This is a genomic window from Sphingobacterium kitahiroshimense, from assembly GCF_025961315.1.
Lineage (GTDB): Bacteria > Bacteroidota > Bacteroidia > Sphingobacteriales > Sphingobacteriaceae > Sphingobacterium > Sphingobacterium anhuiense.
In genome coordinates this window covers 144,390-167,056 of sequence record NZ_JAOQNK010000001.1, presented here as the reverse complement: position 1 = coordinate 167,056, position 22,667 = coordinate 144,390, and the positions used below count along the sequence as shown (strand labels likewise).

General features: G+C 38.3%; 15 protein-coding genes. 13 read left to right on the top strand and 2 right to left on the bottom strand.

Translation table 11 applies throughout. The features are described from left to right. Positions 1-96: 96 nt before the first annotated feature. A complete protein-coding gene (locus tag M2265_RS00725) occupies positions 97-942 on the bottom strand; it encodes an AraC family transcriptional regulator (RefSeq protein WP_132768613.1) in 846 nt (281 codons plus the stop codon). A gap of 88 nt (positions 943-1,030) precedes the next feature. Here M2265_RS00725 and M2265_RS00720 point away from each other — a divergent pair, with 88 nt between their 5' ends. The 12 genes from M2265_RS00720 (at position 1,031) to M2265_RS00665 (ending at position 20,522) form a co-directional block, all read left to right on the top strand. Next, the gene (locus tag M2265_RS00720) at positions 1,031-2,218 is read left to right on the top strand and encodes an MFS transporter (protein WP_132768615.1); all 1,188 of its coding nucleotides are present in this window, start codon (positions 1,031-1,033) and stop codon (positions 2,216-2,218) included. Positions 2,219-2,476: 258 nt separating this feature from the next. Further along, on the top strand, positions 2,477-3,508 hold the full coding sequence (locus M2265_RS00715; protein WP_132768617.1) for a helix-turn-helix domain-containing protein: 1,032 nt from the start codon (positions 2,477-2,479) through the stop codon (positions 3,506-3,508). Between the two features lie 109 nt (positions 3,509-3,617). Then, positions 3,618-4,082, top strand: coding sequence for a nuclear transport factor 2 family protein (locus M2265_RS00710; protein WP_132768619.1), 465 nt, complete (start codon positions 3,618-3,620; stop codon positions 4,080-4,082). A 13-nt stretch (positions 4,083-4,095) separates the two neighbouring features. After that, positions 4,096-5,259 (top strand): nuclear transport factor 2 family protein, encoded by a 1,164-nt coding sequence (locus M2265_RS00705; RefSeq protein ID WP_132768621.1) that lies wholly within the window; start codon positions 4,096-4,098, stop codon positions 5,257-5,259. Positions 5,260-5,322: 63 nt separating this feature from the next. Beyond that, on the top strand, positions 5,323-5,463 hold the full coding sequence (locus M2265_RS00700; RefSeq protein ID WP_165905840.1) for a hypothetical protein: 141 nt from the start codon (positions 5,323-5,325) through the stop codon (positions 5,461-5,463). A gap of 242 nt (positions 5,464-5,705) precedes the next feature. Beyond that, positions 5,706-6,569 (top strand): flagellar motor protein MotB, encoded by an 864-nt coding sequence (locus M2265_RS00695; protein WP_132768623.1) that lies wholly within the window; start codon positions 5,706-5,708, stop codon positions 6,567-6,569. 365 nt (positions 6,570-6,934) lie between these two features. Continuing rightward, entirely contained in the window at positions 6,935-7,615 is a 681-nt protein-coding gene (locus M2265_RS00690; protein WP_132768625.1) for a hypothetical protein, read from the top strand. Between the two features lie 53 nt (positions 7,616-7,668). Further along, a complete protein-coding gene (locus M2265_RS00685) occupies positions 7,669-8,406 on the top strand; it encodes a hypothetical protein (RefSeq protein WP_132768627.1) in 738 nt (245 codons plus the stop codon). 12 nt (positions 8,407-8,418) lie between these two features. Then, the gene (locus tag M2265_RS00680) at positions 8,419-11,976 is read left to right on the top strand and encodes a hypothetical protein (protein ID WP_132768629.1); all 3,558 of its coding nucleotides are present in this window, start codon (positions 8,419-8,421) and stop codon (positions 11,974-11,976) included. Between the two features lie 18 nt (positions 11,977-11,994). Then, a complete protein-coding gene (locus tag M2265_RS00675) occupies positions 11,995-12,459 on the top strand; it encodes a hypothetical protein (protein WP_132768631.1) in 465 nt (154 codons plus the stop codon). A 2-nt stretch (positions 12,460-12,461) separates the two neighbouring features. Beyond that, positions 12,462-12,878 (top strand): hypothetical protein, encoded by a 417-nt coding sequence (locus tag M2265_RS00670; RefSeq protein ID WP_132768633.1) that lies wholly within the window; start codon positions 12,462-12,464, stop codon positions 12,876-12,878. Between the two features lie 24 nt (positions 12,879-12,902). Beyond that, a complete protein-coding gene (locus M2265_RS00665) occupies positions 12,903-20,522 on the top strand; it encodes a hypothetical protein (protein WP_132768635.1) in 7,620 nt (2,539 codons plus the stop codon). 77 nt (positions 20,523-20,599) lie between these two features. Here M2265_RS00665 and M2265_RS00660 read toward each other — a convergent pair whose 3' ends face one another. After that, the gene (locus M2265_RS00660) at positions 20,600-21,280 is read right to left on the bottom strand and encodes a hypothetical protein (RefSeq protein ID WP_132768637.1); all 681 of its coding nucleotides are present in this window, start codon (positions 21,278-21,280) and stop codon (positions 20,600-20,602) included. 243 nt (positions 21,281-21,523) lie between these two features. Between M2265_RS00660 and M2265_RS00655 the strand changes: the two genes are divergently transcribed. Further along, positions 21,524-22,099 (top strand): hypothetical protein, encoded by a 576-nt coding sequence (locus M2265_RS00655; RefSeq protein ID WP_132768638.1) that lies wholly within the window; start codon positions 21,524-21,526, stop codon positions 22,097-22,099. Positions 22,100-22,667 lie beyond the last annotated feature (568 nt).

The window sequence follows — 22,667 nt, the reverse complement described above, 5'->3', positions numbered from 1 at the left end:
ATATTCTTCAGAAAGATTTAGAATCTCCAAGCCCTACTGATGCTCATCTTAAATGAAAATTAGATCACTTTAAATAGTTTTGCTGTCCACTTTTCCTTAAACCGCAACCTTATTACCCTTCGTCTTTTTAAATTCTGATAAGCTCATCTGATGCCGTTTTTTGAAAAACTTATTCAGATGGCTTTCATCTGAAAAACCAAACTCCGTGACGATTTCATTGACACGCATATCACTGAACAGCACCCGGTGTTCAATCAAGCGCATTTTATAATTCAAAATGTACTGCTGAATCGTTTCTCCGGACTGATTTTTAAAGTAACTGCCCAGATAGGTTTCTGAAAAACCGAATTTCTTCGCGATCACAGCAACTTTCAATAATGCGGGATCATGGATGTTGCCTTGAATATAATCAATAATCTGAATGACCCTTTTATCCGAATTGGAGGTAATCTGCTCCGCTCGCATCTTGGAAATATTTCGTGCTGCGATGACAATCAAAGCATTCACGTAATTCAACGTCAGCTCATCCTGATACAGATCCGGATGGTGGATACCATGAAGCAGTGACTCCACAATCGAATTGACCAAAACAACATCAGGCTTATTCTGTAAAATACAGCCCGACAAAAAAGAAGCGCCATACAGCAGGCATTCCATGGAATTAATGCTGTTCCAAGGGTAGTTTTTCACATAACGTTCACTGAACTTCACAAGCAACAGATCCGTACTTTCCAAGATTTCCAGATGATGCTGATCATTTGGTGTCAGGAGAATCAGACTGCCTTTACTGTAAGAAGCCATATTGTTGTTGATGTTCAGAAATCCTTTTCCGGAAATAACATACACAATCTGAAAAAAGGAAAAATGCATATCCCGTAATGGACAGCTAGCACCCTGATGATATTCTACCTTGACCAATTCATCGATGTTCTCACGTTTCATAGGACAAAAATACCTAATTATCATGAAAATATACTGATTTTTCATAATTTTTCTGTTCAATTTTGCCATATATAAATTTTAACAAATAATGAAAACATCAATTTACGTCTTAGCACTTGGCGCTTTTGGCATTATAACCACAGAATTTGGGATCGTCGGCATCCTACCGACCATCAGTCGGCAATTTGCCGTATCCATCGATACGGCAGGTTGGCTGTTGAGTGCCTTTGCGATCACCGTCGCCGTTTCCTCCCCTTTTATCACCTCATTTACGACCAAGATAAACCGAAAGCTATTGCTCTGTCTGGTCATGAGTATCTTTGTTTTTTCAAATTTAATTTCTGCCTTTTCGACCAACTTCACGATGCTGATGGTCGCCCGTATCTTACCTGCGATCCTGCATCCGCTATTCTGGAATATCGCCATCGCCATTGCATTTAAGGAAAAGGGTGCAAAGGGCGTTTCCACCGTTATGCTGGGGTTAAGCTTAGCGACGGTACTGGGTATTCCCCTGACCACCTATGCCGTAGATCTGTTCCAGAACTGGCAGGCTTCCTTTTTCCTCAGTAGCGCGATCAGTTTAATCGCCTTTATCGGTCTATTGCTCTTTATTCCTTCTATGCCGGCCGATCAGGCGATATCGACCAAAAATCAGGTCGAAGTGTTGAAAAGCCCGCTTCTGTGGCTCAATCTTATTTCGACCATAGCCACTTTAGCGGCCATGTTTGCGAGTTATACCTACCTGACCGCCTATCTGGAAGAGATTACCAAGATGGACGGTGCGCAGATCAGTATGATGCTGCTCCTTTTCGGTGGCATGGGAACATTAGGAAACTGGCTCATGGGACTGGCCCTGAACCGCAATGTACTCTTAACAGCCAGGCTGTTTTTAATACTCTTAGTGACGGTACAGATCCTGGCATACTATTTTGGCGGACATTATATTCCGATGGTCATCATCGTATCCCTTTGGGGAATGATCCATACCGGTGGGTTTTTGGTGTCCAATATCCGCACCACGCAATCTGTTCCCCATCATGCCTTAGAATTTGTGAACAGCTTACTGACTTCCTCTTTTAATATCGGAATTTCCTTAGGGGCATTTCTAGGCGGAATAGTCAGTATACATTTTGGTGTTCATCATGTATTATGGGTGAGTATCCTGTTGCTATCGGTGACGTTTATCCTAAGTTTTGTAAGCTTTCCGAAGAAGATTTCAGAAAACGAAGAAGAAAACCAATTGGACAGAGCTGCATCAGCCTGCGTACATAGCTAAATTAAATGAAGGTTATATTATAAACAAAGAGCGCTTTCATATAGAGGCGCTCTTTGTTTATAATTGACACAATACCCATAAAATTGCTATTTTATCGTAATAAAAACTTGAACTCCTAAAAGGTGCAGTCAAGTTTAGTATAATACAAACCAAAAACGCTAGTAAAGGTATAATTGTAACGAAAAAAACACGATAATTTATAAAAACTATCAGCTAAAATTTCACTATTTTAGCTGAAACATATTTTTAGTTCAATCCATGACAGAGCCTAATCAATTGCTTTTCTTTTTTAGTGCATTAGGTGCTTTCAACGGTTTGCTACTTTCTCTTTATGTTGCGATCAATACAAAGAAAAAGGTTTTTGCCAACTATTTTTTAGCTTTCTTGTTACTGGTGCTAAGTATCCGGATTATCAAATCCGTCTTTTTCTATTTTAATCCTGAATTATCCAATATTTTTATTCAGATCGGCCTTTCCGCGTGCATTTTGATCGGCCCGTTCCTGTTTTTGTATCTTAAATCTTTTTCCACCAACAAAAATTCCAGTTGGGTCGTTCATATCCTGCCGTTTATCGTGGGCATTACAATTTTAGGAATTGCCTATCCCTACACCGAACATCGAGGCGTCTGGAGCCGCTGGATTGTCCTGGGAATTTACCTGCAATGGCTGGTTTATATGATCGCATCATTTAAATACCTGATACCGATTTTAATGAAAATAAAGGCAAAAGAAAAATTAATGGATTTCGAGGTTTGGTTGCTCAGTATTTATACAGGTGTTGCCATTATTTGGTTTGCTTACAAATTTGGTGCTTACGCCTCTTATATTGTGGGGTCATTGTCTTTTTCTTTTGTTTTCTACTTAATTCTGTTACTTATCATTTTTAGAAATAGCCGGGAAACTACTTTTTTCCAGGAAAAAGAAAAATACAAAAACAAAGAAATTGATACCGAAACATTAGATCTCATGCATCAGAAACTCGCTATCATCGTTGATCAGGAATTGTTCCTGGACCCCAATTTCACCCTTGAGACCGCAGCAAAAGAACTAAAAGTGACAAAGCATCTATTGTCGCAGTATATCAATGAAACCTTGGGAAAATCCTTTTCCAACCTGATCAAAGAATATCGGATTGAAAAAGCAAAACAATTATTGGAAAAAGAAAGCAATTACACCATCGAAAGTTTAGGTTATGACAGTGGCTTTAGCTCGAAGTCAACTTTCTTCACCGCATTTAAAAAAATCACCGGCTCCACTCCTGCTGAATATCAAAAATCACAGTCCAAATAAGTTCTATTTTATAACATCGAACTTCTTATTTATAACCTAAAACCCCTTTCAATAGCCTTTCTCAGATATTTGATCTTATTAATTTTAACAATTTCAAATCATTAAAAAAATGAGAAAAGTACTATTATTTATCGGGCTAATTCTGTTGATGCTACAGGTTAACGCCCAAACTGATGAAGCCACTAACGATTGGCATTTGGTTCAAAAAACCCTAAATCTCTACTTAGACGGAATGGGCACGAGCGATTCCATCAAGGTTTCCAAATCTTTTCACGATTCTTGGCAATTGAAATATTTTGAGGATGACAAGATAAATATCATCAAAAAACCAAAATATTTGGAACGTTTTGACAGTGCTCCCCATGCAAAATCGGCTAAATGGTCAGGACGTATTGTTTTTATTGATATCACCAACACTGTTGCCGTCGCAAAAGTGGAAATCAGCACAACAAAATTGCTGTTTACCGATTACTTTAATCTCATGAAGACCAGTGACGGCTGGTATATTGTCGATAAAATTTCGACCAGAAGTCCGCACAGAACCTTAGAAACCCCAACTGCTCCAGCAAAATAAAAATCGATCTAACATGACAAAACTATTCATATTGCTACTTGCTATTGTAGGTTTGAATGTAAACATTCACGCGCATATAGATTTGAATGTCAGTATTCAAACACAACATAAAATCTTGTTTGTTACCTCAAATCAGGATTTTTACGGAAATACCAAGATCAGTACGTCCAACCATTTCGGTGAAATTATTCATCCCTACGATGTTTTTATAAAAGCGGGTTATCAAGTTGATTTCATCAGTCCCAAAGGTGGCGCAATCCCTCTAGGTTACCTCAACACTTCCGATAGTCTCCAGAAGAAGTACCTGTATGATGCGTTGTTTATGGATAAATTGGAACATACATTGAAACCAACCGAAATAGTAGCAGATAATTACACCGCCATTTTTTACAGTGGTGGTGGCGCTGCCATGTTCGGAGTAGCGGAAAACCAGACCATTCAGCAGATCGCTAGAGACATTTATAATAAGAATGGCGTTATTTCCACCCTCTGTCACGGAACAGCCGGTATAGCTTACTTGAAGGACCATAACGGTAAATCGCTTTATGCAGGAAAAAAAATTACCGGCTTCCCCGACAAATTTGAAGATACCGAGATGGATTATTACAAAGCATTCCCGTTTTCAATAGACCAGGCGATTCAAAAAAATGAGGGCAATTTTGTTTATTCCGACAAGGCTGGAGATGGCTTTTATATAGTCGATGGCAGATTTGTAACAGGTCAAGATCCAAGTTCAGCGACGTTAGTGGCTAATGAAGTGGTGAAAATTTTAAACAAAAATATAAAAAGTACCACTCCTGTTATGCAAACCGATTCAGAGCAAGTAACAGCAACACTTCTGCATTACCTAGAGGGAACAGCAAACGGACAACCAGAAAGGCTTCGCAAAGCCTTTCATCCCAATTTTAATCTATACACCGTAGCAAAAGATTCTTTATGGACACGCTCCGGTCAAGAATACATCTCAAACATAAAAGTTGGAGAAAAAGTAAATAGAATCGGGAAAATTATCTCCATTGACATTGAAAAGGATGCCGCCATTGCCAAAGCTGAAATTGTAATTCCCAATGTGCGCAGGTTTACCGATTATTTCTTACTCCTAAAATATAAGGGTACCTGGAAAATAATTCATAAAAGCTATTCGTGGATAGATTTACCCCCAACGGAAAGCAAGTAAATGATCTGATCTATTTTCTGGCTCTATTACTTTCAACTGGATCAGCACTTTATCATGACTTTTATGGCAACAGAATTAAATAATGATCGCAGGTCACTACGCTGCAATATAAAAAAACAGCACTTCCAGACGGAGGTGCTGCTCTTATTAATGATGCATTATGAGTCTTTTTCTACGATGAATTATCCAGCAATCATCACTTAATTTTCGGTTGCAGAGAAGCAGCTCATCATACTTTTGCTATAAACTTTTGTTTGCTAAAATAAGAAACGATTTTCTACGTTTATGATTGTATCTATGAATTAACATCAGCTTGTGAGCCAATAAGGCATCAATTTTGTGTTATACTATTGGTCTGGCTAGAGACGTAATAAAAAAAGGTAATCGACTATTTTTATTATATCTCCGAGATGCCTGTCAAGCATTAATTTTTAATTTTAAAAACTATGAAATATCCGTTAATTATTTGCGCTCTCCTAGCGCTGGCAACTTTAGGATCAAGTTGTACCAGTAATAAAAAATTTGCCGCACTACAAGCAAGTTACACCCAACTACAACAAAGTAATCAAGACCTAAGTAGCCGCTTACAGGCATCTGAAAGTGATTTAAACGGTTCAAAAATCAGAATTAAGAGTCTAGATGAGCAGATTGCTTCCGAAAAAGCAAATGTTGCTGCTTTACAGACAGCGTTAAACAACTGTCTAAATTCCAGCACGCAGGGAAATGCAAATGTTTCGAAACTTGTCGATGAGATTAATTCATCCAACAAATACATCCAGCAGCTTGTCAATAGCAAAAACAAAAGCGATTCACTTAATTTAGTGTTGACCAACAATCTGACACGCTCCCTAAGCAGAGAAGAAATCAGAGATGTTGATATCCAGGTATTAAAAGGAGTCGTCTATATATCCCTTGCTGATAATATGCTGTACAAATCTGGAAGCTATGAGATCTCAGACAAAGCAGGTGAAACATTAGCGAAGATTGCTAAGATTATCACCGATTACAACAGTTACGATGTATTGATTGAAGGTAACACCGATAATGTGCCTATCAGCATGCCTAATATCCGCAACAACTGGGATTTAAGTACGTTAAGAGCTTCATCCGTGGTGATGGCTTTGCAGAACAATTATGGAGTAGATCCGAAACGTTTAACCGCAGCGGGACGTGGCGAATATAATACCATCGCACCTAACGATAACGAAGCTGGAAAAGCAAGAAACAGAAGAACACAGATCATCATTACCCCTAAGTTAGATCAGTTTATGGAACTTATCGGTAAAGCCCCAGAAACAAGTCTGGACTAAATAATTGATGGTTTACAGCTGCAACATTTGTTATTCGAATGGCAGCGAAATCCAACAAGAAAAAGCTAATCGAAAGATTAGCTTTTTCTTGTTTAAAGACCTTGATTACCGATTACTGATCGTATTCTATTTATCAATAATTTGTTTTAAGAGCTTATTAAGATGGATATCCTGTCGTGAGCTTGCTGCAATTAAAAAGCTTTAATGCATATACATTTCATGACAATTTCCGTCCAGTATGATGAATTCCAGCTTCTTATATTTAGGTAAAAGCGCTTAGACAAAAGGCTGTTTTCAGCTTCTCAGCATTTAACTATAATATTCAATTTAGTGGTATAATAAACTTAACATTAAAACACTAAATCATGGAACTACAACTTACTGATACCCAACAGGGCATCATCCAATTATCCGGTTCGATTATCGACGGTACCACGGTAAAAATTAATTATAATGCTTTACCAGGAGCTCATCCTGCAACAATGGGTTACTTTGTTGCCATCTGGCAAGGATCTCAAATCCAAGCATTAAGTGAAGCGCTAAATACACAAAAAATTGAAGTTGACAATCAGGCGGGTACAACAAATTTCACCGGTTTATCAATACAAACTCAAGATTACATTATCGGTTTTGGCGTAAATCTTGACGCCGGTACTACGATCTGTTCTACCCTAAGCGTAACTAAAGCTGCTCAACCAGGTGATCCATTAACGCCCTATTTAAGTACAGTTACGGTATCTGTAGATGGAATAGGCTCTAATTCGCTAATTGCTAGATATCAGACACCGCTCTATAATGCACCTAAAACAAATGCAAACTGGATCGCTTTATTTCCTGGTCCCTTTACCGCAAATTGCTTCACTGGCGCTAATGTAATTGCGAGTGCTAATGCCACATCTGATAGTAACGCAGGTATAATTTCTATGAATAATATACCGAATGGACTTATTCGTTTCCAAACCTACACAATTGTTTATGGAATGAGCTTAAAATCTGGTTCACCTAACTACAACGACATCATTAGTTATTATACTTTCACAGTATAACACATGATAAAAGGCCCAGATATAACTATTTGGGCCAACTTTTAAAAAGAATCATGAAGATTAAAAAGGGCTTATGTTTTACTTTTCTGTTTCTGCAATTCATTACCCTTCAGGTTTTAACTGCAAATGGGCAAAGTACATCAATTCTTGTTCAACAAGATTCTTCGATACAAAGTCAAACTTCGATCAATGGGCATATGGTTACTGGCAAAATTATCACGATAAAATACAATACGATGTCAGGAAACAATCCGCTTAAAAATCAAAACTGGGTCGGTATATGGCAAGGAAGTCAAATTTTGTACGACTCGCCGCCTTTGCATAAAGCCTATATTTTAGGGACGACCAGTAGTGGTGATTTTGCTTTCGACTCCTTATCCATACAGAAAAATGAATATATCATTGGTCTTGGAAATGGAAGTAATACCAGCACAGTTTCAGCAACACTTTATTTTAAAGCAGCTGCTGAATTTTTCGAACCCGGACTTTCCTTTTGTACAACATTGGAGGTTTTAGAAAGAGGAGATAATTACTTAGTTGTCAAATTCAATACGCCTCTAGGAAATATTCCTGTTAAAAATAAAAACTGGATCGGAGTATGGAATGGTGAGACTTTTTTAAGTGATTGCAAAAACCTGATTAAAAAGCAAACTGTCAATTCCACTGTGAGCGAAGATGTTATTGCGATAAACAACCTCGATTTAATCCGGGGAACATGGTACACCATTACTTATGGTACAGGACCTGCTTGGACAGATATTGTTGCCTCTTACACTTTTATAAATCACTAAAATAAAGACCCGATGAGCATTATATTTAAAGCTACTCAAATTCCAGGATTGTACAGTTATGTTACTGCTACAGAATGGCGGGCTTGTTTTTTACCCAAATTAAGTACAGCTCCATCAGTTACACTAGCCGACAGCTTTAATCAACATGCCAGTATTTATATTTTTGCCTTAGAAGCACCAGACTTAAATAACCAATTCATTCAAAAATTATATACCCTTTTAAAAACCAATTACCCTTTCTATCAACAACAAAGCGATCATTGTTTTGTGTGGCTTAACCAGGGAGGAAACCCGGATGTCATAGCACAGTACCAGTTTGCACAAGCCCTTATATTTGACAATTCTTACAGCATAAAGAAAAATCCGGTTACGGCATCGCAACAATTATGGTTTAATAACAGCAACTATTTTGCTGTTGCTCCTTACAGTCAGGTAAGCCTGAATAAATCTCTCGATGGCTTTATTATCCAAAGGATTCCTATATCCGTTCCATATGATTATGGTTTATACCTAACCAATGTTTTGAGTACTATGGCACCTATACCTTTGGGTAGTATAGCACGAAAAAATGCGAACCCCTCTTCAGAAATACCTTTAACTATTTTATTGAACAGTGCTGGCAGTTCAATTCAGTATAGTATTTCCTTTCCCTTGAAATTTGATAAACCACAATATTATCAAATTGAACAAGATTTATATCCTTATAACGGTAAAAATTTATATACCATTATGCCCACTGGTTTAAAGTATTATTTTGGCCCAAAGAACGGTATGACCGAAATGACCTATTTGCTTTTCAACAATACAAATCTGCTCAATTTCACTGCCAGATTTCATCCCGGCGCTATCTTCAGTCCAGATTATACAAGTTTTAGATTCGAACCGTCTTCACCCCTATACACAAATATCCCGACAACCTATGGTAAACTCTTAAACGTCGAAAGCACTGCAAATTCTCTTCTTGTCTTTAGCAAATCGCCCGATGATGCCCATACCGGTAAATCAAGATACTACTGGACCATTGCAGGAGACTTTATATTAATGGATGCAGACGCAATGGAGCAGACCATGATTCAAAACAGGCTACTTTGCGGAATTTCGGGAACTGAAACCATCAGTTTCACTGGGGAAAATAAAATTTATAAAGGTGACATCATTAATTTTAAAAACAATCAGCCAGCATATGCTCTGGTTTTCCCTATTCTTAATGACCAAAATGTAAAAAACGAATCACCGCTTTTAAGCAATGAATTTACCACAGCCTGGTTTTCGTTTAAAAAATCGGAACAAAATAACGCTACTCCTATTTTCTATCATTCGCAACCAGAAGGCGCCGCACTATTTAATCCTGGTGAAACACCGGGTATTTTAGGATATGCAGAAGTCCCATCCTCAAAACTGAACGAACATCAAAACGCATATTTTCCACTAGCCAGTTCTGCAGTCAGTAAACCCTACTTAGGGATGCGTAAAAAAGGTGACTCAGGTTACTACGATCAAGAAACTATCCGTCAATTTGAAATACAGATCTTAAATCCAGCGCGTAAACAAGCCATCGCTATTGCCAACCAGACTGTTAAACACCTTCAGAAAAAACGTATACAAGCAACAAGCACCAATAATGTAAATTTAAGTACTACTCCACAAGGATTGTTGGTTAACTTAACTGACGATCAATCTGTTTGGCAGAGTTTAACATTGGCCAATCCAACGGTTTCCACGGATGAAAATGAAATTCTGCAGCCTTTAATGTTTAAAAACATGGATACAGAAGGCAGCAAAACGGGTTTACAGGAAGCCTTTCAAACCAATGAGCAATTTCTAGTGATCAGTAACCCCGTTCCTGATCATATCGATTTCTACAACACCTATTTTCAAAATAAAATTGATATCGCAGCATGGCCATTTATACTGGATATTACAGGTCAAAATAAATGGACAGATAAAAACGGATTTAACAACATCGTTATTTTTAAATTTTGTAATTATTCCATTGAAGAACGAATTAAAAATCAAAAATTGTGGACAGATCCGTTAAACTTCAATAACCAAGAGAAAATACCTGCACTTACCAAATGGATATTAGATTATATTAATACCGCAAAACAGGCAGTAGTCAACGATAAAGAAAATAGTCCATTTTACAACTTTGTAAATATAGTCACCGATCCAAACTGGACTGGCATTATCTGTCTCCAGGTTACGATCGATTTAACCAGTTTGCCAAAAGAAATCAAGGCCATCATGGCAGGTATTGATACCTCTAGATTTACAGCTCATCACTTCGGTATAGAAGCTAATCACATTGGTTTAACTGCAGACAACAAACTGGACGCAAACTTTAAAAGTTCGATGTTTGGCCTCATTAATTACGTCAATGAAACTTCCGAATCACGTAATAAACTAAAAATAGACCCTCCAGTTAACTTACCGATTACACCGGGAGACTTTGACTTTAAAGTACTTGAATTACAAGTTATTTTTGACAAGTCGGTCATTAAAGACTTTAAGTCTAAAATTCAGCTTACGCTAAATACACTCTTTAACGAACCTGTCATTTCTGAATCTAATCCAAACAAGGATGCCATCAATCAATATAGCATTGTTATGAAGGGCCTTTACGATAAAAGAAATGGAAACACGGGTTATTCATTTTCCATAACCGATACCAATACGCTTACTTTAAGCAGTGTAGCCATCTCCGATGTAACCGTACTTGCTGTACAGTTGGCAACTGTAGATGAAACAGACACTGCAGATGTTACCTCCAGATTTTACATCAGCGGAAATTTAGCTTTCCAGCAGCTCGACAACTTTGATATGCTTTCCTATACTTCATTACCATGCAGCAATTTAATCTTGGATATGAAGTTTAATCTCAATGTGCTGGGATCAGACCATACCCCGACAAAGACATTTAGTTTTCAACCCGCGGGTATAGTTTTCGGTAAAAACGATGTGAAGACACGTCCAGATAGCCTTGTACCCCATTTTCCTCTTGATTTAACTAATCTATTGTACAATAGCCCTGCCACTGCGGCAAAAGATACACCAGCAGTAACACCAGCTTCCTTATCTTATATTCCTGTAGACGCTCCGCTGTCCACCTTACCCCTGTCCAGCACCTGGTATGCACTTAGATTTAATGTCAATTTAGGATCCATGGGTGCATTGACAGCTAAAATTGGCTTTAATGCCGAAATCTTACTCGCCTGGAGCCCTGGTCTAGCAGGTAACTGTGCACAGGTTTTCATAAAAATGCCTTTCAGTGGTAGCAAGGCTGACAAAGGCTTTAGCTTACAAGGTATTTTAAAGTTTGCTGTCGGTTCAATCATGTTTATCAACACAGCAGCTACAGATGGTCAAAAGACACAATATGCCATGGTATTTACACAAATCGGGCTTTCACTAATGGGATTAAAACTACCCAGATCAGGAAATACAATTTTCTATCTGTTTGGTAATCCTGATGGAAGCATTGATGATAAAACCAACGGCAATATAGGCTGGTATGGCGCTTATCAAGCAGAAAAAGAAAAAAAAGAAAATTTAAACAATATCATTTCATAACCTTTAAAACTAAAAAAAATGGCTTCTAAAAATTTAACCACAACCGGGACATCAACTTACGCAACCACGTATGGAGGTGCAGTCTATTTAACCTTTGGCGATTCGCAGATTATGCTGACAGCAGCAAATCTTAAAATACCTAGATTTTCCTATGTCTCCGAATCTTTTTATACGGCTGTTAGCTTAGGGCAGATCAAAGATGCGCTGATCCAGATCTTAAACAAATTTAGTGACGAAACAGGCATTTCAGTCGACACAGTTACTACGCAGATTGACAGCTTAAGCAATTTACCTGTATTAAAACAAATCTTAAAGTCAGAACTGGTGATTACAGAGTTTGTGATCCAGCCACCATCATCCGATACGGCAAAAGACGGTCGATACAGTTTTGGTATGGGTTTAAAATTGACCGAGGGCAATACACTTGGGCCCATCACACTCGATGGGGTTTCCTTCAATATTGCATTAACTCAAACCGCTTAAACATGTCTGAAATCTGCACCACCATAACGTTAGAGGGACGCGTCATTCCGTTAGTAGCTAAAACAGCCGAAAAACTGATTTGCTATTATACCGTGCCTTCCCTCTCTGCCGATCCTGTTATTTTTTCGGCGGCGGACAAGGCCATTACCAGCGTTGCCGAACAGTTAGGTGAAGCAGGAACATTTATTAATGCGCAGGAATCGTTAAACAGTATTACCAAAACAATTGAAGAGATCATTCCTGCGCTCAAGGTGCTAAAGGCATCTAACCAGATTGCCTTTATGCAGATTATCGAGATCCACCCTATCGACCAAATTTCTTTCCTAATTGCAGTGAAAATAAATAAAGGGGCATCACTTTTAGGAAACATAACTATTGATGGGGTTGGATTTCAAATTAAAGTCACCAGAACAGGCTAATACCATGGCCATACAATAAAACTTATGTCGTATCAAACTGCATATGGCGCCAGCATGTATCTAACATTTGCAGGCAAGCCACTTGTCCTTACCGGAACACTTTCTGATAATGAAACAAATTTCGAAGTGGACATGCCAACATTTACACTAGGCGAACTTATCAATGGTATTATCCATATGGTAAAGCCCAGCTATACCTTAAATTTTGATGCGCCATGGAGTTATATATTGAATGCCGAAATTAAAAACTTTAAACTAAAGCTAAAAGTCCCTTCTAAATCATCTGGCAAACCAATTGAATTTGGAATACAATACGATACAGCTATAAAAATACCAGGATTTGAGATCACCTCACTCAGCATCATGGCCCGCTCTATTCGTGATGTAAATTTTAACATGACAGGTAGTTTGGATTTTTTAGGGATAAAATATAAACTTGATGAATTATTTGGTCAGGATGGTGTTAATTTACTGGATCCACAGGGCATGCCGCAGCCAGCTCCTAAACCAAGTGTCTTTAAACTCAACTTTTTAGGTGCCGGTCAGCACTTAGAACTTGCAGATGCAGCTAAGTACAACCACGTCAATGAGGTTGTCGACCGTCTGCAAGAATTAATGAAGGAACCACCCCCAGGAACCGTTGTACCACCTTTTACGCAGGCTCTACATTTCAACAACAACAGTCAATGGTTATTTGCTATTGACGCTGTTATTATGAATACGGTTGCCTTTAAAATTGTATTTAATGACCCCGTACTCTATGGACTTTACCTCAGTCTTTCGGGCGAAAAAGCAAAAGTATTTGCCGGACTTGAATTTGAAATTTTATACAAGAAAATTACGGACGATATCGGGGTCTTTCAAATAGAATTGAAACTACCCGATAGTATCCGAAATTTAGAATTTGGAGCCGTATCCATCACACTTCCTGTCATTGGTATATGGATATATACCAACGGGAACTTCAAAATTGATCTGGGTTTCCCCTATAATAATGATTTTTCCCGTTCGTTCACCGTTCAAGCATTTCCATTCACAGGAGCTGGCGGGTTTTATTTTGCCGTATTAAACGGATCAACCTCATTAACGGTACCTAAAACAGATTTGGGTACTTTTAATCCTGTCCTTGAATTTGGTATCGGTTTAAATCTGGGTTTGGGTAAAACCTTCAACAAAGGTATTCTTTCCGCAGGCTTAACCCTTGTTTTTTATGGTATTGTAGAAGGTACACTCGGTTGGTTCAAACCTTATTCTCCCGACACTGTCCGTTCCTCAGATACCGATCTGTACTATAAACTGAAAGGGACATTTGGTATTGTGGGCCATATATTTGGTTCCGTAAACTTTGCTATTATATCAGCGACACTTGATATTATTGTATATGCGCAAGCCACCGTGACCATAGAAGCTGCAGAACCTATTTTACTTGCTTTTGAGGCTGGAGTCTCCATTCAGCTAACCGTAAAAATAAACCTAGGCTTTTTCTCCATCAAGATACACTTATCCTTTAGTGCCACTATCAGAGAGCAATTTACCATTGGTTCATCTGGTCCAGCGCAATGGAAGCCAATCTCAGCCCAAGGTTCTTTATACCGCTTGAACCATAATGAAACAACTACTGTTCCTTTGAACTGGAACAGTTTGGTGACGATAGATACTCCACAGCAATTGGATCTATACTTCATTCCTTTCTTTAGTGCTTCCAAACCAGAACAGGTACAAACAACAGTTGGTATTGCATCTCTTTTTGCAGAGAATGATAATCATACACCAATAACAAATTATGTCATTGATGAAAATTCGCTTCATGCCGACAGTACATTAAAACCATTTGACAAACTGTGCATCGGCCTCTTGTCATGGGCTCTCCATGTAGCATCAGCGCAACAACATGACACCTCTTTTTCTGATTTATTGAGCGATAAAATTTCTGCCCTGCAAATCGATCAGATCATTAACAACCTAAATCAACCAATACCAGAATCCGGAAATGCTAATTCATTCAACTATAAACAGCTTATTAATTTTATAAAAGAACTGTACGTGCTTAATCTAATTAAAGCACAGGCAGATCAGGAGCAAACGCTTCCGTTAACGGTTTTTCCAATGATTCCAGAATTGTTGATGTCAGATTCAGCACATAATGATGTCGTCAATTTTAACACCTTCAATACGGTCAATGAGCTGTACCTGAATGAAGTGTTAAAATTGGTATCGCAATTTACCGATAGCGACCCTGAAAACAGGATAGCTGTTCAAAGCGAACAGATCGAATCTATGGCTACGCTCATGTTTACAGATTATTTCCAGCTATTGATCAAATCACTTCTTCAATCGGCACAGGAAAACTTAGAAGTTTACAACTACATCTTGCCGAGTGATGCAGAAAACACACTTTACGCCATTGCCAATGAATTTAACGTGAGTGCCCTGTCTATTGTTTTAGCCAATAAAGCAATACCGGGAATTTTAATACCTGGTAAAAACATCCTAATCCCTGGTATTGCATATACATTAGCCGCAGCAGAAACCTTTGCTAGCTTACAGAAGTTATATCCATATACCCACACAGGTACAGACTGGAATACGGAATTCATTACCAACAACCTGAAAACCATGATGTTTCAGACAGGCGCTGGTATGGAGATCAATGGACATGACTACATTATTCTACCAAACGACACGTTCGATTCCATTAAAAAAAGCCATAAATTAACAATAAGTGAGCTGGCCGATGTAATGGAAAATAATAAAACAAAGCTCATACTGGAGACCTTTAGCCTTGTAACGCTGCCACACTTCACCGTTACGATCGACAAAGACAGTACATTCTTGTCATTTGCAACAACTTACAGCTTGGAGCTGGATGTAATTGCAGAAGCAAATCTTGAAGCAAATATTTTGCAAAATGGTGTAAGCTTCTTTATTACCAATGTACAATCCCTAAGCCTTCAAACTATTCTAAATGCTGTTTATCAAAGCAATGGATTCTCAAAAGCAGGTGGAAGCGCAAGCAGATTTGCCTTACATGGCCTCCGGTTGCCAGAAGTCATTGATGGCAATCCCGGTTCCGCATTACATGGATTATATGAGCTGACTGGACAGCAATTCACGATGCCCGTGATCGACGATCCTACTCAATTTAACTATAGCCTTACACTTAGTAAACCCACAGATCCGGAAATAGTCCTCAACTGGTTAATTTTCAACGGACAGAGCACCGATGTAAACAACATTGAATATGCTTTAATGCAGGAAGAAATAGATAGAATATACGCTTTCCAAACAATTGGAATAACCCCAAAAATTACGAAGGGACCATCCCCGATACAATTGTATCAAGATCAAAGTCGCGTATTTGCATTCTCTAACCCGATTGCCTGGAGTTCCTTTGGCCGCACTCCGATCCCATCAATTTGGAATTTTCCATCATCCCTAGCCGGAATTGGAAGCAGTGATCCTATTGTTGACTTAAAACTCGCGATGCAAACTAGACCAGATGCTGCACGTGAAGTTAATGCCTTACCACAAGACAGCTATTTCTATGGTACAATGGTTCCCATAACCATAAAAAAGGTCAGCGAACAGGCTAAAGAAAAAATAAACGAACGCACTTTCGAAGTATTTGGAACAGATGCTAGTGGTATTGAAACCTTAACAACGTTACTCAGAGCTGATCATATCGATACCCTACTGGATTCTGTAAGCATTTTATATGCCTCTAACCCTGATAATGACGAAGCACGAGCATTACGTTCTGATGATTTTAGCAAACTCTTATTGTTGCTCATCAACACAAATCTTTCTACCGAAACCAATCCCGATACCTTAAGATTTGCGGCAAGGTCAGAAAACAATAAAATAAGTAACACAACCGCAATTGATTTAATATCCCGCTTATGGAAATCCTCTTTGGTACGTACAGGTGGATACTATCTGTATTATGATTTAGATGGGGATACATTGCCCGAATCACTCTTTGATAAGAACGGAAATGGGGAAATTTATCTTTTGATTCAGTATAAAAACTTACCAAAAAATCAAGTTACTGCTTATATGAATATGGCAGGGCTCTATCAAACCATTGACACTTCGCAATCGCTTCTTTTTGGTGAGTGGCAGGCTGATCTGAAAACTGCAACACCAGCAGAGTTAAATCAGATGCTTATCAGAAATCAGATTATCAGAAACGCTGTCATTAAACCTGGAAATGTGGGTTTTGAACTGGACAGAGAAAATCCAGATGATTTATTTCATGCTGAAAAAGTCAATTCAGATAACTATGCTTACGACCTGCAGATCCAATATAACTTATTGAATTATGCTATTAGTGGTGATGGTAAACACTTTAACAGCTTACAATCTGTCACACCAGTTAGTCCGACTAAAGACCCCAATACAAGCAATAACGATTGGCATTATAGCAAAGCAATGCCTGTGCGTAAATTTTACAACGGAAAAGCTGCATCGGCCTACACCGGACTGGGTGAATCGGTAACGATAGATTTTAATTGGCAGGATAATTATGGAAACATCTTTAGTACACCATTGAACCAGGTAAGTTATAAAATTTTATACTTCGATCAGTTAATACCTTTTTCAACATGGCCATCGTTAACTACTGATTATTATTTCTTTAAAGCCGTAGCCAAAGATTCTGATGCCAATTTTAAATTAACATTCCATTTTACACCTGGCGCTAAGTATAGCTTTAATCCAACAGATCCTGACGTTCAAAATCTTAAGGCAGCCGTAGTCGCGCAGGCAAAAGAAAGTTTAAAAATTTACGCAGGCATCCTCGACCAGGTTATGCAGAACGATGTGAGCATTCATCTTAAAATATCGACAAATCCAGATGAGCTATATCCGCTCGCTCCGGCGCAGCAAGCGTTAAAGGACGGCGTGATTACCTTTATCAATACCACGACCGACTGGATCCAAACGTTTATTGCCGACCCAGATCTGTATAACCAATATCAGGCATCTGGAAATCATAACCCAAAGATTTACAATTATGATTATGTATTTAGCAGCTACATCAATCCTGTAAACCAGCAGGACATATTTGCACTAGCCGTCAATCTGTTCATTTCAAGATCAACGGATTTAATCGACCCTCAATTTATTTACGATAACAACGGCACAGCAGTGTATGCGCCAGGCGTACAACAGGTGATCAATGCCGTTAAACCTAAAGCATCTGATTTCCTTTCACCTAAAGGGACGAATACGGATGACAAATCGTTAGCACTTCGAGATTTTGCCTTAAACTTTGAACAGGCCTTCAGCAACCAGCAGTTTAAACTGGCAGCAACCTATGTCGGAGAGAAAAACAACACGTTAACCAATACACATAACGAAGAATTGTGGGTGGTTAGAATAAAAAATACCAACGATAAAACAACTGGTATCGCTTGTTCGGTTAATTACCATGAAGCAAACTATTATGCACCGCAACCACTGGCAAATTTCCTTTTCAGCTTACAGGATATAGAAATACATGATTTTGATTTCTATACCGGAAGTCAGACCGGAAGCAGCAATCGCAATTTTAGTGGGATCGATTCGGAAGTGTGGGCACAAAATTTTTTACAGAGCATCGAAACCATATTAGGCTCCGATCTGAGTTTACCGATTACGATGATAGACCATTTAAACGGAAGTTCTGACGACCAAGGGATTTTAGCAAAAATATTAAATGCTAAAAAGATTGTTGCTGATGCTATTGGCCTGCAGACTATCCCGATCCTTTTGAATCCGGATCAGCAAGAAAGCGGCTTAGCATTGGCATCTGAAAAAATAAAACAGCAACTGCTCATCAACCTGTACAATGGGTATATGATCAATACCGTGGTGCAGTATCGAGTAGATATGGATACACCATACCCAAATCAGACACAACAAATAGCGCCAAATTATTATGGTAAACCATTTGTTAATAACCAGGTGGCAGACGATGCAAAGAACTATTCATTCTCCACAGCGAAAATTCCACTTAAAAACTTTGCGGCAGCTCAAGAATCTTCAGCGTCTTACCTGACCTATACTTTTGAAGCTAAAACTCCTTCGCTATCATCGCATATTTCGGTTCCTGTTCAGTACAACATCACGCATGCAGAATTTAATATTCAAAAATTAAAAGAAGGAGCAACCAATTTACCTGACGATTTAGAAAACTACGAATTATCGGAATGGTTAAATTTCATTATTCCTTTCGATGCTGCTTTCAGCACCATGGCTAATACTGACATTCCTGTTCCACTGAGGCAATACCCCGCATTACCAGTTTTTGGAAGCCAGATTATTAATCCTAAAATAGCAGACACTGAAAAAGATAAAATTACGATAGAAGATGCCAAATTCAGCAATTTCTCATTCGACTATACATTAGATCAATTTATTGCACAAGACTGTTATAACTTTGAAGTTTACTTTAATGCTGATCCTGAAAAAATAGCAAATTTACAAGATTCTAAAAACCTAAGTGCCAAACAAAAAGCGTTGTTCGCTCAATTGGCCCAGTTCGAAACCGTTTCAAATGATTTTACAGATTATTTTAAAACAAATCTGCCCAATGTAAATAAAGATACGAGCAGCGATGAACTAAAAACATTGACCCAGATGCTCAGCTCCTACAGCGATTTAGTTAACGATGTCGGAGATGCTTGGCTCAACCTGTACACAAAAGATTTGAAAGCCAATTATGCAGCCATCTTGGAGGTTATCAAAGCCGTATTTCAGGTTACAGAATCATCTTCAGATAGTGATCCAACTACAGGTCTTTTCCAGATTGCTATAAGCAATTGGTCTGTCGTATCGGCTGATAAAGCAATTTCATATGTCTGTTTTCCTGAAGTTAGCCTGCCTGAGTGGACAGCAGAATGGTATTACAGCACTCAACTCAATGGCAATGATCCTTTACCTATACCACAGGGTCAAGATCCCGCTCAGTACGAACTGGTTATTTTGAGATATTACAAAATTAATAAAGGTAAAAAGGTGTACTTAAGCTTTACAGAAGGTGTTACGATAAGGTCACGAAGCATCACCTTTAAAGATCTAAGTGTATTGTTGATTCAAAATGCATGGGCCGGCTTATGGATTGAAAGAAACGCAACATTAGGCCAATACCCTACTGCGCCCGAGTTTATTTACGCTACACCGTTAAACAGGTTTAATAATCCAATTATGCCATCGTTGAATCTGAACAATACCTTTAAACTGCAGCCACCTGCTCCTGATCAAAAACAGTTAAAGCAATATATCTGCCACCTGTTAAGGAAGTTACTGCTTGCTCCTGACCAAAGCAGCGCAGCTGCCAGTTTAAAAATACTCGTACAATATAAATTTACAACAAGCGGAAAGCTTGGTGAAATGCCTTATATCAATTTACCAGTTCTTTTGGTACCGCCTACATTATTTACCAAAGCAGATGTTGATGGTAATGGCGAAGCTGTGAATGCATTAAATGAAACCATATTGAAGTGGTTCGCAGACACAAAACCTTTACTGAACTGTGGCGTCATTACCTTTTCAGCATTCTTCTACTCCAACCTCACAGGAACAACAAACAGTTTACCTTTGCTGGTTTTAAATAATCTGGAAATTGATGTCAATAACATTTCCGATATCAATCATCAGTAAGATGTGTACGTACACAGAAAAGCCCTTTCTTAAAGCAATAAACTTTAAGAAAGGGCTTTCTGTTTTTACCGCATCTTTTACGCGTTAGAGCGTATGTTGAAAAAGTTACGCGTTTCCTTTAATACATAATCAACGGAGGTATGTCTGGCGAAATAATCAAAATATTTATAAATATCATTGTGATTGGCACCATAAAATAAAACAATACGGTTAATATCTTGTTGATTTCCAGAACCTACGCATACAGCTAAGTAGCCAGCCACAACCATACTTCTTTGGGCTTTTGACAATTGCATACCAAAATCAATCATATTACCGTTTGAATTCACCGTTGTTAGATTTGATTCACGTACTAGCGGAATATCATCAGGCGCGTTGTACCTTAAGCCCCTTTCAAAAACGACAAGAGTTGGACTTAACGTAGGCGGCGTTGCATTCATGGCTGCCAGGTAGTTTTCTGCCCTTTGTCGATCCGGTTCATCAACGTGCGATTCGCCAAGTAAAACAATTGATGTTGATGTAGCCTGTTGAGCCGCAAAAAGACTTTGTACTTTTGCCGGAGTCGTCCGTGCTGGGTTGTCTGTCACTGTAGCACTTAGATCTGCACCACCGGGTTTATTCGTCGCCGCATCAACGAGCTCATTTACTGTTTCAAAAACAGCCCTAGTTACCTGCTTATCTGTTCCTGCCTCACCAGGATTAACGACATTGTTGTTAAATAGCGCCTTTGCATAGGTGCCTTGTACGATTAATTTCATAGTTTGAATAAGTAAAATGGTTTATAAAAATTTAATGAAATCAAATTTACTTACCTGTAGTCAAAGCCACTTGTGGGTTTTCACTGTTTTTAAAAAGCTATAAACAGGGTTTAAATCACCCGTAAAAACTTTTAAATTTTAAAAAAAGCCTTTTAATTAATTATTTTCAACAATAAAATTAAATAATTATAATTTGATTAACTAAAAATTTATTTTGATATTTACTTACATAAAAAACCTTTTATGAACCTCAGAACTAAATCTATTACTTTGGTCCTAGCAGCTCTCTGTCTAGCTGCATGCCAGAACAAAACCGTTAACGTTTCAAATGATAACGACTTTAAAGATAATTTGGACACCCTTAGCTTACAGGTCGCTGAAAATTATGTCCGAAACTACGCTAAACGTGCTGGTACGGTTGACTCAGTCTTTACTGAAGAAGGTATTTCTAAAATCAAGAAACTACCGGATACCCGCGCCGTATGGTTTAGTGTTGCGAGATTAAAAGCTTTAGTTGAAAAAATAGAAGCCGAAGGCGGTGATGGAATTCGTTTTTACTTTGCAACTTATGACAGTACTTACAATGCTAAAAGCAAGGAACATCAACCACCTCGACCTTACTGGAACCACAATACGTTAATTATGGTTTCGACCAAAGACAGTTTGAAAAGATACCATCGGGATTATTACAACGATAGAAAAGTTGGCGCAAATAACGGTATAAACGGTTTTATCATTGGCACTGTTCCTGAAAACCGTGGAGAGATGTGCCCACCTCCAGCAAATTGTAAGGATGTTGGAGCATTACTAATACATTAATAAGCCATAACCAACTCCCCAAAAAAATGATTAAAAATAACCGATGAGCATTTATTTGACAGTAAATACAATCGCGGAACTCATTTGCCTCCTTATTGGTTGTTTTTGTCTGTATAACGACAAAGAACCAATATGGAGGTTCTTTATTTTGTATTTAGTACTCATATGTCTTACCGAGATTTTCGCAATCCATATGCGCAAAGTATGGGAAATGTCCAATCTACCCCTCTACAACATTTTTCTAATAATAGAGTGTTTCAGCATTAGTGTCTTCTTATACAACTTATTTAAAAAATATACGGACAGAAGTAAATGGCTTATGACCTGGTTATCTCTTTTCATCATCCTTTACAGCGCAGAACTCTTCAGCAATCAATTTTCTAATTTTGCTTTTAAAACTGCAGCTGCTATTTCCTTTGTATTTGTACTGGCAAGTTTATACTATTACTATCTATTATTACGGGATGAAAAGTATGAAAAATTAGACTCCTATGCACCTTTTTGGTGGGTAAACGGAACGCTTATTTTCTATTTTGGCAGCACGGCACTTAATATCTTCTTTGACTAC

What these genes read in the sequence shown, in the direction of transcription:
- M2265_RS00725 (WP_132768613.1), bottom strand. Translation starts at nt 942, where the DNA reads ATGAAACGTGAGAACATCGATGAATTGGTCAAGGTAGAATATCATCAG.
- M2265_RS00720 (WP_132768615.1), top strand. Translation starts at nt 1,031, where the DNA reads ATGAAAACATCAATTTACGTCTTAGCACTTGGCGCTTTTGGCATTATA.
- M2265_RS00715 (WP_132768617.1), top strand. Translation starts at nt 2,477, where the DNA reads ATGACAGAGCCTAATCAATTGCTTTTCTTTTTTAGTGCATTAGGTGCT.
- M2265_RS00710 (WP_132768619.1), top strand. Translation starts at nt 3,618, where the DNA reads ATGAGAAAAGTACTATTATTTATCGGGCTAATTCTGTTGATGCTACAG.
- M2265_RS00705 (WP_132768621.1), top strand. Translation starts at nt 4,096, where the DNA reads ATGACAAAACTATTCATATTGCTACTTGCTATTGTAGGTTTGAATGTA.
- M2265_RS00700 (WP_165905840.1), top strand. Translation starts at nt 5,323, where the DNA reads ATGGCAACAGAATTAAATAATGATCGCAGGTCACTACGCTGCAATATA.
- M2265_RS00695 (WP_132768623.1), top strand. Translation starts at nt 5,706, where the DNA reads ATGAAATATCCGTTAATTATTTGCGCTCTCCTAGCGCTGGCAACTTTA.
- M2265_RS00690 (WP_132768625.1), top strand. Translation starts at nt 6,935, where the DNA reads ATGGAACTACAACTTACTGATACCCAACAGGGCATCATCCAATTATCC.
- M2265_RS00685 (WP_132768627.1), top strand. Translation starts at nt 7,669, where the DNA reads ATGAAGATTAAAAAGGGCTTATGTTTTACTTTTCTGTTTCTGCAATTC.
- M2265_RS00680 (WP_132768629.1), top strand. Translation starts at nt 8,419, where the DNA reads ATGAGCATTATATTTAAAGCTACTCAAATTCCAGGATTGTACAGTTAT.
- M2265_RS00675 (WP_132768631.1), top strand. Translation starts at nt 11,995, where the DNA reads ATGGCTTCTAAAAATTTAACCACAACCGGGACATCAACTTACGCAACC.
- M2265_RS00670 (WP_132768633.1), top strand. Translation starts at nt 12,462, where the DNA reads ATGTCTGAAATCTGCACCACCATAACGTTAGAGGGACGCGTCATTCCG.
- M2265_RS00665 (WP_132768635.1), top strand. Translation starts at nt 12,903, where the DNA reads ATGTCGTATCAAACTGCATATGGCGCCAGCATGTATCTAACATTTGCA.
- M2265_RS00660 (WP_132768637.1), bottom strand. Translation starts at nt 21,280, where the DNA reads ATGAAATTAATCGTACAAGGCACCTATGCAAAGGCGCTATTTAACAAC.
- M2265_RS00655 (WP_132768638.1), top strand. Translation starts at nt 21,524, where the DNA reads ATGAACCTCAGAACTAAATCTATTACTTTGGTCCTAGCAGCTCTCTGT.